The sequence below is a fragment of the Saccharopolyspora sp. 6M genome, assembly GCF_020176775.1.
Taxonomy (GTDB): Bacteria; Actinomycetota; Actinomycetes; order Mycobacteriales; family Pseudonocardiaceae; genus Saccharopolyspora_C; species Saccharopolyspora_C gregorii.
In genome coordinates, this window is the sequence record NZ_JAIUJZ010000046.1 from 1 (window position 1) to 18052 (window position 18052).

The window sequence follows — 18052 nt, forward strand, 5'->3', positions numbered from 1 at the left end:
GGGGGCGTGTTCTCGGGCCGGGGGGCCCGTGCTCGGCGGGGGGGGGGGGGGGGGGGGGGGGGGGGGGGGGGGGGGGCGCGCGGGGGGGGGGGCGCGCCGGGGGGGCGGCGTGCCGGGCGCGGTGGCCCGGCGACGGCGGTCGATCCCGTCCGTGCTGGCGGGTCCGGGATCAGACGTCGAGGAAGCCGACGTCCTTGGCGTTGCGCACGATGAACGAGCGGCGCGCCTCGACGTCCTCGCCCATGAGCACGCTGAACAGCTCGTCGGCGGTGGCGGCGTCGTCCAGCGAGACCTGCATGAGCAGCCGGGTGTCCGGGTCCATGGTGGTCTCCCACAGCTCCTGCGGGTTCATCTCGCCGAGACCCTTGTAGCGCTGGATGCCGTCGTCCTTCGGCAGCTTGCGGCCGGCCGCCGCGCCCGCCTCCAGCAGCCCGTCGCGCTCGCGGTCGGAGTAGGCGAACTCCGGCTCCGAGCGCGGCCACTTGATCTTGTAGAGCGGCGGGCGGGCCAGGTAGACGTGCCCGTTCTCGATCAGCGGGCGCATGAACCGGAACAGCAGGGTCAGCAGCAGCGTCCGGATGTGCTGGCCGTCGACGTCGGCGTCGGCCATCAGCACGATCTTGTGGTACCGCAGCTTCGAGAGGTCGAACTCGTCGTGGATGCCGGTGCCCAGCGCGGTGATGATCGACTGGACCTCGTTGTTCTTGAGGACCTTGTCGATCCGCGCCTTCTCCACGTTGATGATCTTGCCCCGGATCGGCAGGATCGCCTGGAAGCGCGACTCCCGGCCGTCCTTCGCCGAACCGCCCGCGGAGTCGCCCTCCACGATGTAGAGCTCGCACTCGTCGGGCTGGTTGGACTGGCAGTCCTTCAGCTTGCCGGGCAGGCCGCCGATGTCCATCGCGCTCTTGCGCCGGACCAGTTCCTTCGCCCGGCGGGCCGCCATCCGCGCCTGCGCCGAACCGACCGCCTTGTTGATGATCGTCTTGGCGTCGGCGGGGTTGCGCTCGAACCAGTCGTTGAGCCACTCGAAGGACGCCGTCTGCACGAACGACTTGACCTCGGTGTTGCCCAGCTTCGTCTTCGTCTGGCCCTCGAACTGCGGCTCCCGGACCTTCACCGACACGATCGCGGCGAGGCCCTCGCGGACGTCGTCACCGGTGAGGCTGCCGTCCTTCTCCTTGAGGAGCTTCTTCTCCTTCGCGTAGGCGTTGACCACGCGGGTCAGCGCCGAGCGGAAGCCCTCCTCGTGGGTACCGCCCTCGTGCGTGTTGATCGTGTTCGCGAAGGTGTAGACCGACTGGTTGTAGCCGGAGTTCCACTGCATCGCGACCTCGACCTCGACGCCGGTGCCGGAGGCGCTGAAGGCGACGGCTTTCTTGTGGATCGGCTCCTTCGTCGCGTTGATGTGCTTGACGAAGTCCTCAAGCCCGCCCGGGTAGTGGAAGGTCCGCTCCGAGGCGCGCGCCGACCGGCCGCCCGCGTCTTCGCCGGACTCGTCCTCCTCGGCGATGCGCTCATCGCGCAGCACGATGGTCAGCCCCTTGTTCAGGAACGCCATCTCCTGCAGGCGCCGCGACACCGTCTCCGCGTTGTAGCGGGTGGTCTCGAAGATGTTCGGGTCCGCCCAGAAGGTGATCGAGGTACCGGTGCGCTTGGTGCCCTCGCCCTTCTGCACGTCGCTGACCGGCTTGGAGTCCTCGTAGCGCTGGCGCCACACGCTGCCGTCGCGGTAGATCTCCGCTTCCAGCGCGGACGAGAGGGCGTTCACCACCGACACGCCGACGCCGTGCAGACCACCGGAGACGGCGTACGAGTCGCCGCCGAACTTGCCGCCCGCGTGCAGCACGGTGAGCACGACCTCCAAGGTCGGCTTCTTCTCCACGGGGTGCATGTCCACCGGGATGCCGCGGCCGTCGTCGGTGACGCGGACGCCGCCGTCGGCCAGCAGGGTCACCTCGACGGTCGTCGCGTAACCGGCCATCGCCTCGTCGACGGAGTTGTCCACCACCTCCCACACGAGGTGGTGCAGGCCGCGCTCACCGGTGGAACCGATGTACATGCCGGGACGCTTGCGGACGGCTTCCAAGCCCTCAAGCACGGTGATGGACGACGCGCTGTATTCGTTCTTCTTCGATGCCACGGGCCTCGGTGTCTCCTCGAACCGGCAATGTGTCTGGGTGGCCCGGCCGCGTCGGCGACCGCCCTGCGGCGCCCGCGCACGGGCGCCCACCACGGCGGGCACGGCTCGTCGTCCGGTCCTGGGCACGGCCGCGACCGGCGGTCGAAGCGCGGTGCGGACGTGCGGGCCGGGCGTCCGGCGGCGCAGGACGCCGCACCCACCCTGACGATTCTACTGGGTGTCCCCGACAGGAGTGCGGCAAGGACACCCCTGAATTCCTCACAGAGCCGAGAACTCGGATCGGGACACCATCCGAGACCCGCGAGCGCGTCCGCGCGGCTCCTGCGCGGGCTCGTCGGGGCTCAGCCGTAGGTGTCCCGCGGCCCGCGGCCGGGGACGTGCCGGGGCCCGTGCCGCCAGCTCGGTGCAGCCGGGCCCTGCACCTTGATCTTGCGGACCACGCCCTTGCCCACCCCGTCGGCGATGCGCTGCAGGATCTGCCGCTGCAGCAGGCGCAGCTGGGTGGCCCACGCCGTCGACTCGGCCTGCACCGTCAGCTCCCCGTCGGAGAGCGCGACCGGCTTCGTGTGCTCCGCGATGTCCCCGCCGACCAGGCCGTTCCACCGCGCGAACACCTGCCCGCCGGAGAGCCGGTGGTTCCAGCCGTGCTCGGTGGCCAGCCGGGAGGCCAGCCTGCCCAGCGGCTGCGGATCCCGTTCGTCCGCGCCCGGCCCCGACCAGCGGCGGCGCCGGCGGGAACCACCGGAGCCCAGCACGCTGCGCCGGGTGCGGCGCTGCGACTTCGACTTCTCCTTCGCCGCCTGCAGCGCGGCCCGCGCCAGATCCGATCCGTGCAGCTCAGCGCCGTCGGAACCGGCCGCGGGAAGCTCCGCCGAGCCGGCCTCGGCGGCGTCCGATCGCTCCGCGCGCTCGCCCGATGTCATCGAGTTATCCACACCATCCACAGCCTTATCCCCAGTTGTGGGTAACTCCGGGGGATGACGTTCACCCTGCGTGTGCCGCGCTCACCGGCGGCGCCCGGCAACTCACCCGACACGGCGCACCTCCCCGTCGCGGACGTCGAAGCGGGTGCCCTTCAACTCCTCGGGCACGTCCTCCCCCACCGCCGCGGTGACCAGCACCTGCTCGGCACCGCCGACCAGTTCGGCCAGCCGCGAGCGGCGCCGCCGGTCCAGCTCGGCGAACACGTCGTCCAGGATCAGCACCGGCTCCGCGCCATCCTCGGTGAGCAGGTGGTACGAAGCCAGCCGCAACGCCAGCACGAACGACCACGATTCGCCGTGGCTCGCGTAGCCCTTCGCGGGCAGCTCGCCGAGCACCAGCTCCAGGTCGTCGCGGTGCGGCCCGACCAGCGACACCCCGCGCTCCAGCTCCTGGCCGCGCACCCGTTCCAGCTCCGCGAGCAGCGCCGACTCCAGCTCGGCCCGGTCGGCCCGCACGCCCTGCGGCACCCCGTACCCGGCGGGCAACGAGTCTCCGAGGCTGCTGCGGTAGCGCACGTCCGCGACCCGGCCGGCCGGCGCGCTGTCCGTCCCGGTCTCCGCCACGCTGGCATAAGCGCTGGTCACGTGCGGGGCGATGTCCGCCACCAGGTCCAGCCGGGCCGCCAGCAGGTCGGCGCCGTGCGCCGCGAGGTGCCCGTCCCAGACCTCCAGCGTCCGCAGGTCCGGCGCCGGACCGCCCCGGCGCGCCGCGCCCGCCGACTTCAGCAGCGCGCTGCGCTGGCGCAGCACCCGCTCGTAGTCCGCGCGCACCCCCGCGTACCGCGGCGACCGCGACACCAGCAGCTCGTCCAGGAACCGCCGCCGCTCCCCCGGGTCCCCGCGCACCACCGCCAAGTCCTCCGGCGCGAACAGCACGGTGCGCAGGATGCCCAGCACGTCGCGCGGCTTGCCCGGGGCACCGCGGTTGATCCGCGCCCGGTTCGCCTTGCCCGGCGTGATCTCCAGGTCGACCAGCAGCTCCCGGCCGCCGTTGACCACCGCCGCGCGCACGAACGCGCGCTGCGCGCCGTAGCGCACGAGCGGCGCATCGCTGGACACCCGGTGCGAGCCGAGCGTGGCGACGTACCCCAGCGCCTCGACCAGGTTCGTCTTGCCCTGGCCGTTGGACCCGACCAGCACGCTCGCCCCCGGTTCGAAGGCCAGGTCGGCCTGCGGCCACGAGCGGAAGTCGGTCACTTGCAGATGTCGGACGTACACAGCGCTCCACGGGATTTGGTCGCGCGGACGGCACCCGCGCGGCCGGGCACGTGGTGAGGTGACCCGCGCGGAGTCACCTCACCGACATGTCACCTTGTCGACACGGCGACCCGGCTCAGCCCTCGTTGGTCTCCACCGCGTGCCCGCCGAACTGGTTGCGCAGCGCGGCGACCGCCTTCATCGCGGGCGAGTCGTCCTGGCGGGAGGCGAACCGGGCGTAGAGCGCGGCGGTCATCACCGGGGTCGGCACCGCGTGGCGCACCGACTCCTCCACCGTCCAGCGGCCCTCGCCGGAGTCGGAGACGTAACCGCGCAGCTTCTGCAGCTCCGGGTCGTCGTCCATCGCGCGCACCAGCAGGTCCAGCAGCCAGGAGCGCACCACGGTGCCCCGGCTCCACGCCTTGATCGTCGCGGGCACGTCGGTCACCACGTCGGAGGCGGCGAGCAGTTCGAAGCCCTCGGCGTAGGCCTGCATCAGGCCGTACTCGATGCCGTTGTGCACCATCTTCGCGTAGTGCCCGGCACCGACCGGCCCGGCGTGCGCGAAGCCCTCCTCACGGGGACCTTCCGGCCGCAGCGCGTCGAAGATCGGCATGGCGCGCTCGATGTCGGCGGTGTCGCCGCCCGCCATCAGGCCGTAGCCGTTGGTGGCGCCCCACACGCCGCCGGACACGCCGACGTCGACGTACTTCACGCCGTGCTCGGCGAGCAGCGCCGCGTTCGCCTGGTCCTCGGTGAACTTGGAGTTCCCGCCCTCGATGACCAGGTCACCCGCGGAGAGCACCTCGGCGAGCGCCTCGATGGTCTGCTTCGTGGGCTCGCCGTGCGGAACCATGATCCACACGATCCGCGGGCCGGTGAGCCCGCCCGCCAGGTCCGCGATCGAAGCGACGTCGCTGACCTCTTGGTTCCGGTCGTAGCCGATGACCTCGTGCCCGGCGGCCCGCAGCCGCTCGCGCATGTTGAAACCCATTCGGCCGAGACCCACAAGTCCCAGTTGCACCGGATCTTCCCCTTCGAGACTGGTTGTTGCCCGGGCCGGCCGTTCGGACGCGGCCCGGTGCCGCACGTGATCGGCGCCCGGGCGGATCGCGGCGGGCACCGGGACCACCTCAGCCCGGCAGGCGCACCGGCATCAGCAGGTAGAGGTAGCCCTCGACCACCTCACCATCCTCCCCGACCGGCTTCAGCAGCGCGGGGCGGTTGGATGTGGTGAACAGCATCTGGGCCCGGTCGGTCTTGAGCGCGCCCAGGCCGTCGAGCAGGTACGTCGGGTTGAACGCGATGGTCAGGCCCTCGCCGGTGAGCTCGACGGGGAGCTCCTCTTCGGCGCTGCCCTCGTCGTCGCCGCCCGCGGTGAGCCGCAGCCCGGAGTCGGAGAACTCCAGCCGCACCTGGGTGCCGCGCTCGGCGACCAGCGACACGCGCTTGATCGCCTCGACCAGCGGGGCCACGTCGATGATCGCGGTGGCCGCCGTCTCGGACGGCAGCAGCTGGCGGTACTTCGGGAACTCCGCGTCCAGCAGCCGGGTGGTGTTCCGCCGGGTCGAGCCGGACAGGCCGAGCAGGCCGTCGCCGGACGCCAGCGAGATCTCCACCTTGGTGCCGGAGCCGCCGAGGGTCTTCGCGGACTCGGCGAGCGTCTTGGCCGGCACGAGGATCGCGGTGTCGGCGATCGACTCGTCCGGTTCCCAGGTGAACTCGCGCATCGCGAGCCGGAACCGGTCGGTGGCGACCATCGTCAGCCGGTCCGCGTTGATCTCCATGCGGACGCCGGTGAGCATCGGCAGCGTGTCGTCCCGCCCGGCGGCGACCGCGACCTGGGCGACGGCGGCGGAGAACAGGTCGCCGGGGACCGCACCCGCGCGCTCCGGCATCGAGGGCAGCTCCGGGTAGTCCTCGACGGGCATGGTCGGCAGGCTGAACCGCGAGCTGCCGCAGGTGATCGTCACCCGCGAGCCGTCCACGGTGATCTCGACGGGCCGGTTCGGCAGCGACTTGGTGATGTCGGCCAGCAACCGCCCGGAGACCAGGGTCTTGCCGGTGGAGTCGATGGACGCCTCGGTCGTGACCTGAGCGGAGACCTCGTAGTCGAAACCGGAGATGGTCAGCGCTTCGCCGGAGCTCGCGTCCAGCAGCACCCCGCCCAGCACCGGAACCGGCGGCCGCGACGGCAGGCTGCGCGCGACCCAGGCGACGGCGTCGGCAAGACCGTCACGTTCCACGCGGATCTTCATCGATGTCCTTTCGGTTTCGGCCGAAGCCGGGTGCCGGGGAGAACGCTGCTGGCGCCGTGGGGGCGGCCAGCTCCGGGAGTGCTGTCGGTGCGGGGCTGTCGGGGGTCGGTGTTCCGTTGCGTCGCCCGGGGTGCGCGCCCGGAGGGCGGCACCTGCCGCGGGGCGCAGCGGAATCCGTCCCACGAGACGGCCACGAGCTCGCGGCTCCGGATCGGCCGTCGCGGGAGTTCCACCGTAGAGCGTTCGTCGCGATCGCCGCATCCGGGTCCGGGCTCTCGAAGCGCTCGTCCCGGCCGGCCTCGGCTCGGTTGTCCACTTGTCCACCGCCCCTCTCTCTTCTTTTTTTCTTCATTCAAAAGAAAAGAAAGAGAGCAGTAGTAGTAAGGGTTGTGGGTTGTGGGGATAACCCCCGTTTTGGCTGCTCACGACACCTGGACAGCTGTGGATGGGGACTGGGGGTAACCGGTGGATGGTCTGAACGAGTCGTGGACAACTTCTGACCGACCCGAAGTTGTCCACATCGAGGCCATGTTGTCCACACCGCCATCCACAGCTGAACCCCCAGTTGTACCCAGACCCTGCGGATGAGGGCTCCCTTTTCGGGCCTCCACCGATCGGGGTGTGGGCAGATCTGTGGGTTTCCTGTGTCCAACCGGGGTATGGCCTGTGGGCAGGTCGGGGATGGTTGTGCACAGCCTGTGCACGGATTGGGGAAAACTCCAGCTCAGGCCTGGGGATGGCGGAACTGTGGACAGGTCGGCCTCGTGGCGGGTTTTCTGCTGGGGGATGAGGGCAAGGCCACTGCCCCCGCGCAGAAAAGTTCGCGCGATCCACACCCCGATCCACCGGTTCGAAGCGCTCCGGTGGCCGGCACGGGGGTCGAGGGGGCGGCGGAGCGGCGAAATCCGTGCGCTGAGCGACCGGTTGTGCGCAGACCGCTCGGAATCCGAGTTCTCCACAGGGTGTGCACGGCCGCCGGCGGCCTCCGGGGGCGCGTCGGGTCCGGTTCCGGGCGCGGATCTTTCTGCGAACGGTGGGTGCTGGGAGCCGACCGGTGCGGCAGAAAGGTTCGGCGGGCGTCTCGCGGTGGTCCGGCCGGCCGGGGCTCGCGGCGGCAGCGCCCGTGGGGACGGGGTTGCGGTGTGCCGGTGCGGCTCTGGTGTGGTGGCGGTGCGGCGTGGCGAGCGATCGCGGCGCCTGCGGGCCGGAGCCGACTCCGCGTCGGCGCCGGACGGTCGGCCCGCGGAGATCGCGCGGGATCTTTCTGGCGGGGCGCCCGGGTCGCGTCCCCGGGGTGGAGCAGAAAGGTTCCGCGCGTCCGGCCGGAAGGTCGGGGTCCGGCCGCCGCGGATGCGCGAGGCGATCGGAACCGTTGGAGGGGGCGCGCCGGGCGGGTCGGGCGAACGCCGACCTCGGGGCGGCGCGTCCGGCTTCGCAGCTGTCCGTGCTCCGGGCCCCGTGCTCCGGGCCCCGCGCTCGGGTCCCGCGCTCCGGGGACGCCGGCACCCGGAGGCTTCCGCGTCCGCAGCCGTGCGACCCGCAGCGCCGGCCCTCGTGCCGTGCTGTTGAAGATCCGCCCGCCAGCCGGTGCTGTCCGCCTCGTCGCGCTCCACGCTCGTGCACGGCCGCAGGTCGCTGCCGGACACGCAGGTCAGAGCTATCCGGCACGGCCGCGCCCGCCGGTTCCCGCGGCGCCGCGTCGGGCACCTCGGCGGCATCGTGACCAGTGATTACCGGCCACTCGCTAATACGATTGGAGCGTACGCCTCACCAGCAGGACGCAGTGCATCGGAGTCGATCAGCGCGGCGCGCTGACCTGCATGGACGCCAGGAGGAAGGGTCTCAGCCGCGCGACTGCTGCTTGATCCTGGACGTGAGCTCCTGCACCTGGTCGTACACCCGGCGCCGCTCCGCCATCTCCTTGCGGATCTTCTTGTCCGCGTGCATGACCGTCGTGTGGTCCCGGCCGCCGAAGCTCTGCCCGATCTTCGGCAGCGACGAGTCGGTCAGCTCCCGGCACAGGTACATCGCGATCTGCCGCGCCTGCGCCAGCGCCTTCGTCTTCCCCGGCCCGCACAGGTCGTCGATCGTCACCGCGAAGTACTCGGCGGTGACGCCCATGATCGTCGGCGCGGTGATCTCGGGCGTCGCCGAATCGGGGATCAGATCGCGCAGCACGATCTCCGCCAGCTGCACGTCCACCGGCTGCCGGTTCAACGACGCGAACGCCGTCACCCGGATCAGCGCGCCCTCCAGCTCCCGGATGTTCCGCTCGATGCGGGCGGCGATGAACTCCAGCACCTCGGCGGGCGCCGCCATCCGGTCCTGCGCCGCCTTCTTCCGGAGGATCGCGATGCGCGTCTCCAGCTCCGGCGGCTGGATGTCCGTGATCAAGCCCCACTCGAACCGGGTGCGCAGCCGGTCCTCCAGCGTGCGCAGCCCCTTCGGCGGGCGGTCCGAGGACACCACGATCTGCTTGTTCGAATTGTGCAGCGTGTTGAAGGTGTGGAAGAACTCCTCCTGAGTACCTTCCTTGCCCTCCAGGAACTGGATGTCGTCGACCAGCAGCACGTCCACGTCGCGGTAGCGGCGCTGGAACGCCACCTGCCGGTCGTCGCGCAGCGAGTTGATGAAGTCGTTCGTGAACTCCTCGGTGGACACGTAGCGCACCCGCATCCCCGGGAACAACCGCTGCGTGTAGTGCCCCACCGCGTGCAGCAGGTGCGTCTTGCCCAGTCCGGACTCGCCCCAGATGAACAGCGGGTTGTACGCGCGCGCCGGTGCCTCCGCCGCCGCCACCGCGGCCGCGTGCGCGAACCGGTTGGAGGCGCCGATCACGAAGGTGTCGAAGGTGTACTTCGCGTTCAGCCTGGTCTGCGACGTCGGCGGCGCGTGCTTCGGCGCGGTGAACGGCTGGCCCGGCTGGTGCTGCTCGGTGTGCTGGCCGCGGCCGAAGGTCGGCCACACGTTCGCCTCGGTCGGGGTGGCGTCCTCCTGGTCGGCGGACTCGTCCTCGGCGTCGGCCTCGTGGTCCTGCTCCACCGGCGCTTCCGGTGCCGCCGGCCACTGCTGCTCGGGCGCGCGGTCCGGTTCCGGCTGGTAGTCGGCGTAGCCGCCCTCGGCGGAGTACTTCTGCTCGGAGCCGTACTGCGCTTCCGGCGCGTACGGCGCGGCCGGGGAGTAGGAGGTCTCCGGCGCGACCCGGGAGTCCGGGGAGTGCTGCGCCTCCCGCGGCTGGTGGGTGTACGGCGAGCCGACCTGCTCGTTCGGCAGCGAACCGCTGATCGAACCGCCGTGCGCGGTGCTGCCGAAGGCCTCCGGCCGCCGCGGCGGTGCCGAGTAGTTCGAGGGTCCGGTCGCGATGTACGGGGAGGAGTCGTAGGCGATCCCGAACGTCGTGGGCCGCTCGGCCGGTTCGCCCCCCGCGCGGGCCGGCGGTTCCGGCCGGGCCTCGGGCGCGGCGAGCGGACGGGTCGGCGCGGGCACCGCGGTGTCCACCTTGACCGCGAGCGACACCTCCCGGCCCAAGCGGCGGGACAGCGCGTCGGTGATCGGGTCCCGCAGCGCGCGCTCGATCGCTTCCTTCGCGAAATCACTGGGAGCGGCCAGCAGTGCCGTACCATCCAGCAGGCCGATCGGGCGGGTCACGCGCATCCAAGCGCGTTGTTGCGGCGACAGCGTGCCCGAGGACAACTCCAGCACCACTTCGTCCCAGACCCGACCAAGCTCGGTTTGGTGGTCGGTCACCCCTGCGCTCCCCTCACCGGCACGTGACCCGCACCGTTGACTCCCACACCTCGGCAAGTGCGGCGTCGCCGGCGCGGAGTGATGAACTGGCTCCGCGCACGCCCGGACGAGGTGTCCACAGAGTTATCCACAGCTGTGCATGAAGGTACGGCAGCGAACCTCGGACGTGCCCCCTGGGTCCCCGCCGGTACCTGCGATCCTGGTGGTGCCCCTGCGTGCCGCGTCGATGCTCAGTGCGGACGGCGGCTCCCACGCCGCCGGGCGCGCATCGCAGGAGGGACAACCTAACAAGGTCGAGATCGCCTCACAAGGCGGGTGGTCCCGCCCTCCCGGGACCGCTCCGCCGGCTGCGGAACCCCCCGGTGCCCGGGCATCCGGGCAGGTGGCGTAGCCTCGTGCAGTCCCCCGCCGCACGAGCGGGAATGTCGCCGCGCTTGGATTTCGGCAGAGGTCCCGGCGCAGCGCGCGAGGCACCACCGGTGCCGCCGCGTGCAGACTCCCCTCGTTCCACCGGGGGGTGAGCTCGACACGATGGCCGCTACGGCGGGCGGGGACATCTTGACCGAGCCATCGGGCCGAGCACGTGCCTGTTCCAACGGGCCTGAAGTAACGGGAGATCCACCGTGAGCAAGGGCAAGCGCACCTTCCAACCGAACAACCGTCGCCGTGCCCGCAAGCACGGGTTCCGGCTGCGCATGCGCACCCGCGCCGGTCGCGCCATCGTGTCCGCGCGTCGCCGCAGGGGCCGTGCCTCGCTGACCGCCTGATCATCGGTTCGTGCTGCCCGCGGCCGCCCGGCTGACCTCCAGCCAGGAATTTCGCCTGGCGGTCCGTCGTGGCCGCCGTGCGGGGCGCGCCCGATTGGTGGTGCACCTGCTGGTGCCGAACGCGGCGCCCCGGACCGAGGTCCGCGGCGCCGCCGTTGAACGCGCCCACCAGGTGAACCGCGAGGGCGGGGACCGGCACGACGGGACCACGGCGGCGCACCCCGCGTCGAGCGAGCTCGCGGGGCGCGCCGAGCCGAACCCGGCGTCCGCGGCGGGACCGCGGTCGGACTCGGACATCGAACCCACTCGGGACACCGGCGAACCGGCCCGCGTGGGTTTTGTCGTGAGCAAGGCCGTCGGGAACGCGGTGCTGCGGCACCGCGTCACCAGGCGGCTCCGGCACCTGATGCGCGACCGCCTCGACGCGTTGCCCGCTGGCACACTGGTGGTGGTGCGTGCACTTCCCCCGGCCGCGACCGCATCGAGCAGCGATCTCGGATCGGATCTCGACGCGGCGCTGCGCAAGCTGCGCGTGGTGCGCGGTGGTCCGGTGACGGGTCCCTAGATGGCGCTGGAGGCCCCGGATGTCGGACACGCAGGACAGCGGTGAGCGGGTTCGTCCGAGCCCGGCCGCATGGCTGCTGCTCGGCCCGGTGCACGTCTACCGGAAGATCATCTCGCCGTTGCTGCCGCCGACCTGCCGGTTCTACCCCAGCTGCAGCGCCTATGCGGTCGAAGCGCTGACCGTGCACGGAGCGCTCTACGGCAGCTGGCTCACCGTGCGGCGGTTGTTGCGGTGCGGCCCCTGGCATCCCGGCGGCTTCGACTACGTCCCATCCCGGCGGGGCCGCGCCGGCGGGCCGGCGGCCGAGCCGGGCGAAGCGCCCCGACCCCCCGCGGAGGACTAGTGCTCGACTTCATCAACTACCCGGTCTCGGCGATCCTCTGGTTCTGGCACGAGGTCTTCGGCTTCGTGCTGGACCCGGCCAGCGGGTACGCCTGGGCGCTGTCCGTGGTCTTCCTCGTCTTCACCCTGCGGGCGCTGCTGTTCAAGCCGTTCGTGCACCAGGTGCGCTCGATGAAGAAGATGCAGGAGTTCGCTCCGCAGGTCCGCGCGCTCCAGGAGAAGTACGGGCACGACAAGCAGCAGCTCGCGCAGGAGATGCAGAAGCTCCAGCAGGAGCAGGGCTTCAACCCGATCTCCGGCTGCCTGCCGATGCTGGTGCAGGTGCCGGTGTTCTTCGGCCTGTTCCACGTGCTCAACGGGTTCCGCCCCGGCGCGCCGTCGAACTTCGTGTTCGGCCCGGAGGACGTCGCCTCGTTCGTGTCCGCCGACCTGTTCGGCGCGAAGCTGTCGAACACGATCAGCCAGGCCCCCGAGGTGCTCGCGACCTTCGGAACCGACCGCCCGTCGATGCTGGTGGTCGGTGTCCCGCTGATGGTCGCCGCGGCCATCGCCACCCACTTCACCTCCCGGCACTCGGTGCAGCGGCAGACGCCGGAAGCGGCCGCGAACCCGCAGACCGAGATCATGAACCGCATGGTGCTGTGGGTCTTCCCGATGTTCGCCATCATCGGCGGCCCGTTCCTCCCGCTGGCGATCCTGCTCTACTGGCTGGCCAACAACTTCTGGACCCTGGGGCAGCAGCGCATCGTCTACAGCCGCATCGACCGCGAGGAAGCGGTGGCCGCGGCGGCCGTCGTCGACGGCACCACCGTCACCGCTTCGACCGCCGAGCCTGCGGCCTCTGCGCCCTCTGCCGCGTCGACCGCCGAGACCACCGAGGCCGCCGCGCCCGCGGCGATCGAGGCGAAGCCGGCCGCCGCGGAGTCGGACGAGAGCGCGACCCAGGACGCGACCGAGGCCCCCTCCCCCGCGCGCCCGGCCGCCGACGCAGACCAACCCGGTGATGCCTCCGGGGTGTTCGAAGACCGTTCCCGCGACAGCCGGCCGGGCGAGTCCCGCTGACCGACGTCGCGTACCCCTGGAGAGGAGACGCCCAGTGTCTGAAACCGTGCAGGAGCCGACCAAGGTCGAGGAGTCGGCGGAGTCCGCGCCGAACACGGACCAGGAGCGCAGCAATACCGAGACGTTGCTCGTCCAGGAGGGCGACGTGGCCGGTGACTACCTGGAGCGGCTGCTCGACCTGCTGGACTACGACGGGGACATCGACCTCGACGTGGAGGCCGGTCGTGCGGTGGTGAGCATCGACGGCGGTGGCGATCTGGAGAAGTTGGTCGGCTCGCGCGGCCAGGTGCTGGAAGCGCTCCAGGAGCTGACCCGGCTCGCCGTGCAGCAGGACACCGGCGTGCGCAGCCGTCTCATGCTGGACGTGGCCGGGTGGCGCGCGGGTCGACGCGAGGAGCTCAGCGACCTCGGTCGCACCACGGCGGAAGAGGTGCTGTCCTCCGGCGAGGAGACCCGCCTCCGTCCGATGACCCCGTTCGAGCGGAAGATCATTCACGACGCGGTCGCGGCGGTGGACGGCGTGCACAGCGAGAGCGAAGGCGAAGAGCCGAACCGGAAGGTCGTCGTCTACAAGTCGAACTGACCTCCCCTCCCCCGCGGTGAACGCGGGGTCGAACGCAGACGCCCGGTCGGGATCTCCTCGGCCGGGCGTTCTTGCGTCCGCACGTCGTCCCGCGCGGAACCGGGCAGCCGGATCCGCCGTGTTTCACGTGAAACCAGGCGCGGGAGCAAGACCGACTTCGGGCTGAGATGATGATGCGGGTCGCGCGGGCCGCCTGTGCCGAGTCCGCGTTTCACGTGAAACCAGTGCGCCGATCATCGAGCCCGTTCCACGTGAAACAACTCCGTACCGACTTGGTGGACGCGCCCCGTTTCACGTGAAACAACGACAGCAGGGTGGAAGACTGTGACCGCAGCAGAAGGTGATCCGATCCCGGTTCCGGAGGCCGCGCGAGCGGTGTTCGGCGATCGTCTTCCGGGAGCGGAGCGGTTCGCGACGATGCTCGCCGAGCAAGGCGTGCGGCGAGGATTGATCGGCCCGCGGGAACTCCCCCGTATTTGGGACCGCCATCTGTTGAACTCTGCGGTACTCGCGGAGTTGCTGCCACCGAATTGCCGTGTCGTGGACGTAGGCTCAGGGGCGGGGCTGCCGGGCATTCCGCTGGCGATCGCTCGCCCCGATGTCGAGCTGGTTCTGCTGGAGCCGATGGCTCGACGAGTGGCCTGGCTGCGGGAAGTCATCGAGGAACTGGATCTCTCCGTCGAGGTGGTGCGTGGGCGTGCCGAGGAAGGCCCGGTACGTGATCGGCTCGCCGATCAGGACGTGGTCACCGCGCGCGCCGTGGCGCCGTTGGAACGGCTCTCGGCCTGGTGCCTCCCCCTGTTGCGTCCCGGCGGACGGTTGCTGGCGTTGAAGGGATCGACCGCTGCGGAAGAGCTGGAACGCGATGCGGCCGCCGTCCAGGCGGTGGGTGGCAGCCCCGGTGAAGTGTTGTCGTGCGGCGACAACGTGCTCGATGTGCCGACGACGGTCGTCGTCGTGGAGCGGGTATCTCAGAAAGCGCCCGGTCGGCGTCGTGACGGCGGCCGCAGAGCGAGGAAGGATCGTGGACGGTGACGGAGTCGAACGGAGCGGATCGTGTTTCACGTGAAACGAAGGGGCGCGTGATGGGTTCCATGCGTTTCCCTTCCAGCGCGGAAGAACGCGGTCAGCAAGCGAGTGAGGCCTTCCCGGCGGATGGCGTGGGCTGGACTCCGATCATGGAAGAGGCCCAGCGGGCGACCCGGGTGCTGCACCCCGAGACGATGCAGCTCCCCCGCCCGGATCGGCGGCGCATCCTCACCGTCGCCAACCAGAAGGGCGGCGTCGGCAAGACGACGAGCACGGTGAACCTGGCCGCCGGGCTGGCGGTGCAGGGGCTGAAGGTGCTCGTGATCGACCTCGACCCGCAGGGCAACGCCAGCACCGCGCTCGGCGTGGACCACCGGTCTGGAGTCCCCTCGGTGTACGAGGTGCTCCTCGGTGAGATCAGCATCGCGGACGCCGCGGCGCAGAGCACCGAATCGCCGAACCTGTACTGCGTGCCGGCGACGCTCGACCTGGCCGGCTCGGAGATCGAACTGGTGTCGATGGTCGCCCGGGAAGGGCGGCTCAAGGAGGCGCTGAAGTCCGAGGCGATCGAGCAGATCGCGCCCGACTACGTCTTCATCGACTGCCCGCCTTCGCTCGGCCTGCTCACGGTGAACGCGATGGTGGCCGCGCACGAGGTGCTGATCCCGATCCAGTGCGAGTACTACGCGCTGGAGGGTCTCGGGCAGCTGCTGCGCAACATCGAGCTGGTGCAGGCTCACTTGAACCCGGCGCTGTGGGTGTCCACGATCCTGCTGACGATGTACGACGGCCGCACCAAGCTGGCGGACCAGGTGACCAACGAGGTGCGCGGTCACTTCGGGGAGCTCACGCTGCGGACGGTCATCCCGCGCAGCGTGAAGATCTCGGAAGCGCCCGGGTTCGGCAAGACGGTGCTGAACTACGATCCCGGTTCGCGGGGTTCGATGAGCTACCTGGATGCGGCGAAGGAGATCGCCGAGCGGGGTGTGGAGAGGAAGACGGCATGACCGAACGCAAGGGTGGTCTGGGGCGCGGCCTCGCGGCGCTGATCCCGAGCGGTCCTCCCGCGGAGAGCGGCGGCTCGACCGGAGTCTCCGTGCGCGGCGCCGGCTTCACCCCACCTCCCTCCCCCGCTCCGGGGGACGGCGCGAGCGCGCCAGAGCCGGTTTCACGTGAAACAAGCGGCGGAACGGTGGCGGGTGCGACCTACCGGGAGGTCGTGACCGCGTCCATCACGCCGAATCCGCGGCAGCCGCGGCAGGTCTTCGACGAAGAGGCGCTGTCCGAGCTGGAGCACTCGATCCGCGAGTTCGGGCTGATGCAGCCGATCGTGGTGCGGGAGATCGAGTCCGGCCAGTACGAGCTCATCATGGGCGAGCGCCGCTGGCGCGCCTCGCAGCGCGCCGGCCTGGAGGTCATCCCGGCGATCGTCCGCGAGACGGCGGACGACGCGCTGCTGCGGGACGCCCTGCTGGAGAACATCCACCGGGTGCAGCTGAACCCGCTCGAAGAGGCGGCCGCGTACCAGCAGCTGCTGGACGAGTTCGACGTGACGCACGACGAGCTGGCGGAGCGGATCGGTCGCAGCCGTCCGGTCATCACCAACACGATCCGCCTGCTCCGGCTGCCGATGCCGGTGCAGCGCCGGGTCGCGGCCGGGGTGCTGTCGGCGGGGCACGCGCGGGCACTGCTCGCCTTGGACGACGCGGGCGGCCAGGAGGAGCTGGCATCGCGGATCATCGCCGAGGGGTTGTCCGTGCGGGCGACCGAGGAGGCGGTGACGCTCAAGAAGAGCGAGGGGCCGGCGAAGCAGAAGGCGGCGCCGCGGAAGCAGCTGCAGTCCCCCGGTTTGCAGGGACTCGCGGAGAAGCTGTCCGACCGCTTCGACACGAAGGTCAAGGTCGATCTGGGCAAGCGGAAGGGCCGGATCGTCGTGGAGTTCGGTTCGGTCGACGACTTGGAGCGGTTGGCCGAGTTGTTGTTGCCGGGTGAGGCCGAAAAGCTCCGCGAAATCCGGGAGGGATGACACCGGGGCCTTTCGTCACGGTGACGATCACCGTTTTGCCCTGTTCATCCGGTTTGCTGGAGCGGCCGCCACCGACGACCGCTCTCCCTCCTCCGCGGTCCGGCGGGCCCGACATCGCTCAGGCCCGACGCCGATCACTTCGGCTCCGCGGATCCGCCAATGCGTAGGTCGACCCCGGAACGAAGAAGAGCCGCCGATGTCGTGACATCGGCGGCTCCTGCTTGAGCGGCGAACTGCGCGTCGGGTCAGCGAACTCGACCCACTCGCTGTTTCACGTGAAACATGCGATCAGTTGCCGCGAGCGATCGCCTTCTCCACCAGTCCGGCGAACACCTCGCCGAGGGACCGGTCGGCGGCTTCCACCGCCATCGGGAACAGCGAGGTCTCGGTCAGTCCCGGCGACACGTTCACTTCGAGGAAGTGCGGCACCCCGTGCTGATCGATGATCGCGTCGGTGCGGGACACGTCGCGCAGCCCCAGCAGCCGGTGCGCCGAGACCGCCAGCTCCCCCGCCCGGGTCGCGACGTCCGGTGCCAGATCGGCTGGGGCCTCGTAGCTGGTGAGCCCCGCGGTGTAGCGCGCGGTGTAGTCGTACACGCCGTCGGCTGCTTCGATCCGCACCGCGGGCAACGCCTCCGGCCCGTCCGCGGTGTCGACGACGCTGATCGCCACCTCGACGCCTTCGACGAACTGCTCGACGAGCACGGTGTCGCCGTAGGCCAGCGCACCCACCATCGCCGAGGGCAGTTCCGAGGCATCCCGGACGACCCGGGCGCCGAGCGCCGATCCGCCCTGGTCCGGCTTCAACATCAGCGGCAGGCCGAGCTTGGCCACCAGCGCGTCCAGCACCGCCTGCGCCCCGAGTTCGCGGAACGTGGCGTGCGGCAGCACCACCCAGTCCGGGGTGCTGAGGCCCGCGCGCGCCAGCTCGGCCTTGGCGGTCGGCTTGTCCCACGCGCGGCGGCAGGCGCGCGGGTCGGTGCCCACGTACGGGACGCCGAGCATGTCCAGCACGGACTGCACCGCGCCGTTCTCCCCTTCACCACCGTGCAGCGCGATGACCACGGCATCCGGCCGTTCGTCCTGGACGCGTGCGAGGAGGCGGGAGTCCGCGTCCCACTCCCCCACGGTCATTCCGACGGAGCGCAGCGCGGTGGACAACCGCCTCCCGGAGCGCAACGACACTTCGCGCTCGTGCGACAGCCCACCGGACAGCACGGCGACCCAACGATCGGACACTGGTCGAACTCCCCTGAAAGTAAGAGTCCAGGGGGGGGCCCGTCAGGGGGACGGGCACAGATAACAAGCTCCGAGCCCCCCCGACACACCGCGAGGGGGGGGGCGGGGAGG

At 70.9% G+C, this 18052-nt stretch carries 15 protein-coding genes; 8 read left to right on the top strand and 7 right to left on the bottom strand.

What is annotated here, in order from left to right; all coding sequences use genetic code 11:
* Positions 1–169: 169 nt before the first annotated feature.
* From gyrB to dnaA, 6 genes are all read right to left on the bottom strand, one after another.
* Positions 170–2143 carry a DNA topoisomerase (ATP-hydrolyzing) subunit B gene (gene gyrB, locus LCD31_RS08115; RefSeq protein WP_224957018.1) on the bottom strand — a complete coding sequence of 658 codons (1974 nt, stop codon included), beginning with the start codon at positions 2141–2143 and terminating at the stop codon, positions 170–172.
* Between the two features lie 341 nt (positions 2144–2484).
* Positions 2485–3066 (bottom strand): DUF721 domain-containing protein, encoded by a 582-nt coding sequence (locus LCD31_RS08120; RefSeq protein ID WP_224957020.1) that lies wholly within the window; start codon positions 3064–3066, stop codon positions 2485–2487.
* 102 nt (positions 3067–3168) lie between these two features.
* The gene (recF, locus tag LCD31_RS08125) at positions 3169–4344 is read right to left on the bottom strand and encodes a DNA replication/repair protein RecF (RefSeq protein ID WP_224957021.1); all 1176 of its coding nucleotides are present in this window, start codon (positions 4342–4344) and stop codon (positions 3169–3171) included.
* A gap of 115 nt (positions 4345–4459) precedes the next feature.
* Positions 4460–5455 carry a phosphogluconate dehydrogenase (NAD(+)-dependent, decarboxylating) gene (gene gnd / locus LCD31_RS08130; RefSeq protein ID WP_308012534.1) on the bottom strand — a complete coding sequence of 332 codons (996 nt, stop codon included), beginning with the start codon at positions 5453–5455 and terminating at the stop codon, positions 4460–4462.
* Position 5456: 1 nt separating this feature from the next.
* Positions 5457–6581 carry a DNA polymerase III subunit beta gene (gene dnaN, locus LCD31_RS08135; RefSeq protein WP_224957022.1) on the bottom strand — a complete coding sequence of 375 codons (1125 nt, stop codon included), beginning with the start codon at positions 6579–6581 and terminating at the stop codon, positions 5457–5459.
* A gap of 1842 nt (positions 6582–8423) precedes the next feature.
* Positions 8424–10328 carry a chromosomal replication initiator protein DnaA gene (gene dnaA / locus LCD31_RS08140; RefSeq protein ID WP_224957023.1) on the bottom strand — a complete coding sequence of 635 codons (1905 nt, stop codon included), beginning with the start codon at positions 10326–10328 and terminating at the stop codon, positions 8424–8426.
* A gap of 623 nt (positions 10329–10951) precedes the next feature.
* On the opposite strand from dnaA, the gene rpmH reads away from it, so the two are divergent.
* From rpmH to LCD31_RS08180, 8 genes are all read left to right on the top strand, one after another.
* Positions 10952–11095 (top strand): 50S ribosomal protein L34, encoded by a 144-nt coding sequence (gene rpmH / locus LCD31_RS08145; protein WP_224957024.1) that lies wholly within the window; start codon positions 10952–10954, stop codon positions 11093–11095.
* 10 nt (positions 11096–11105) lie between these two features.
* Complete coding sequence (rnpA, locus tag LCD31_RS08150; RefSeq protein WP_224957025.1) at positions 11106–11660, top strand: ribonuclease P protein component; 555 nt, start codon at positions 11106–11108, stop codon at positions 11658–11660.
* 19 nt (positions 11661–11679) lie between these two features.
* The gene (gene yidD / locus LCD31_RS08155) at positions 11680–12003 is read left to right on the top strand and encodes a membrane protein insertion efficiency factor YidD (RefSeq protein WP_224957026.1); all 324 of its coding nucleotides are present in this window, start codon (positions 11680–11682) and stop codon (positions 12001–12003) included.
* The gene (yidC, locus tag LCD31_RS08160) at positions 12003–13064 is read left to right on the top strand and encodes a membrane protein insertase YidC (RefSeq protein WP_224957027.1); all 1062 of its coding nucleotides are present in this window, start codon (positions 12003–12005) and stop codon (positions 13062–13064) included. Before yidD ends, yidC begins: the two co-directional genes overlap by 1 nt.
* 34 nt (positions 13065–13098) lie before the next feature.
* On the top strand, positions 13099–13647 hold the full coding sequence (locus LCD31_RS08165; RefSeq protein WP_224957029.1) for a R3H domain-containing nucleic acid-binding protein: 549 nt from the start codon (positions 13099–13101) through the stop codon (positions 13645–13647).
* A gap of 324 nt (positions 13648–13971) precedes the next feature.
* The gene (gene rsmG, locus LCD31_RS08170; protein ID WP_224957030.1) at positions 13972–14682 is read left to right on the top strand and encodes a 16S rRNA (guanine(527)-N(7))-methyltransferase RsmG; all 711 of its coding nucleotides are present in this window, start codon (positions 13972–13974) and stop codon (positions 14680–14682) included.
* 143 nt (positions 14683–14825) lie between these two features.
* Complete coding sequence (locus LCD31_RS08175) at positions 14826–15683, top strand: ParA family protein (protein WP_224957031.1); 858 nt, start codon at positions 14826–14828, stop codon at positions 15681–15683.
* Positions 15680–16702: a ParB/RepB/Spo0J family partition protein gene (locus LCD31_RS08180; protein ID WP_224957032.1), complete on the top strand. Its 1023-nt coding sequence runs from the start codon at positions 15680–15682 to the stop codon at positions 16700–16702. Before LCD31_RS08175 ends, LCD31_RS08180 begins: the two co-directional genes overlap by 4 nt.
* A gap of 288 nt (positions 16703–16990) precedes the next feature.
* On the opposite strand, the gene LCD31_RS08185 is transcribed toward LCD31_RS08180, so the two are convergent.
* Positions 16991–17941, bottom strand: coding sequence for a D-alanine--D-alanine ligase (locus LCD31_RS08185; protein WP_224957033.1), 951 nt, complete (start codon positions 17939–17941; stop codon positions 16991–16993).
* Positions 17942–18052: the final 111 nt, after the last annotated feature.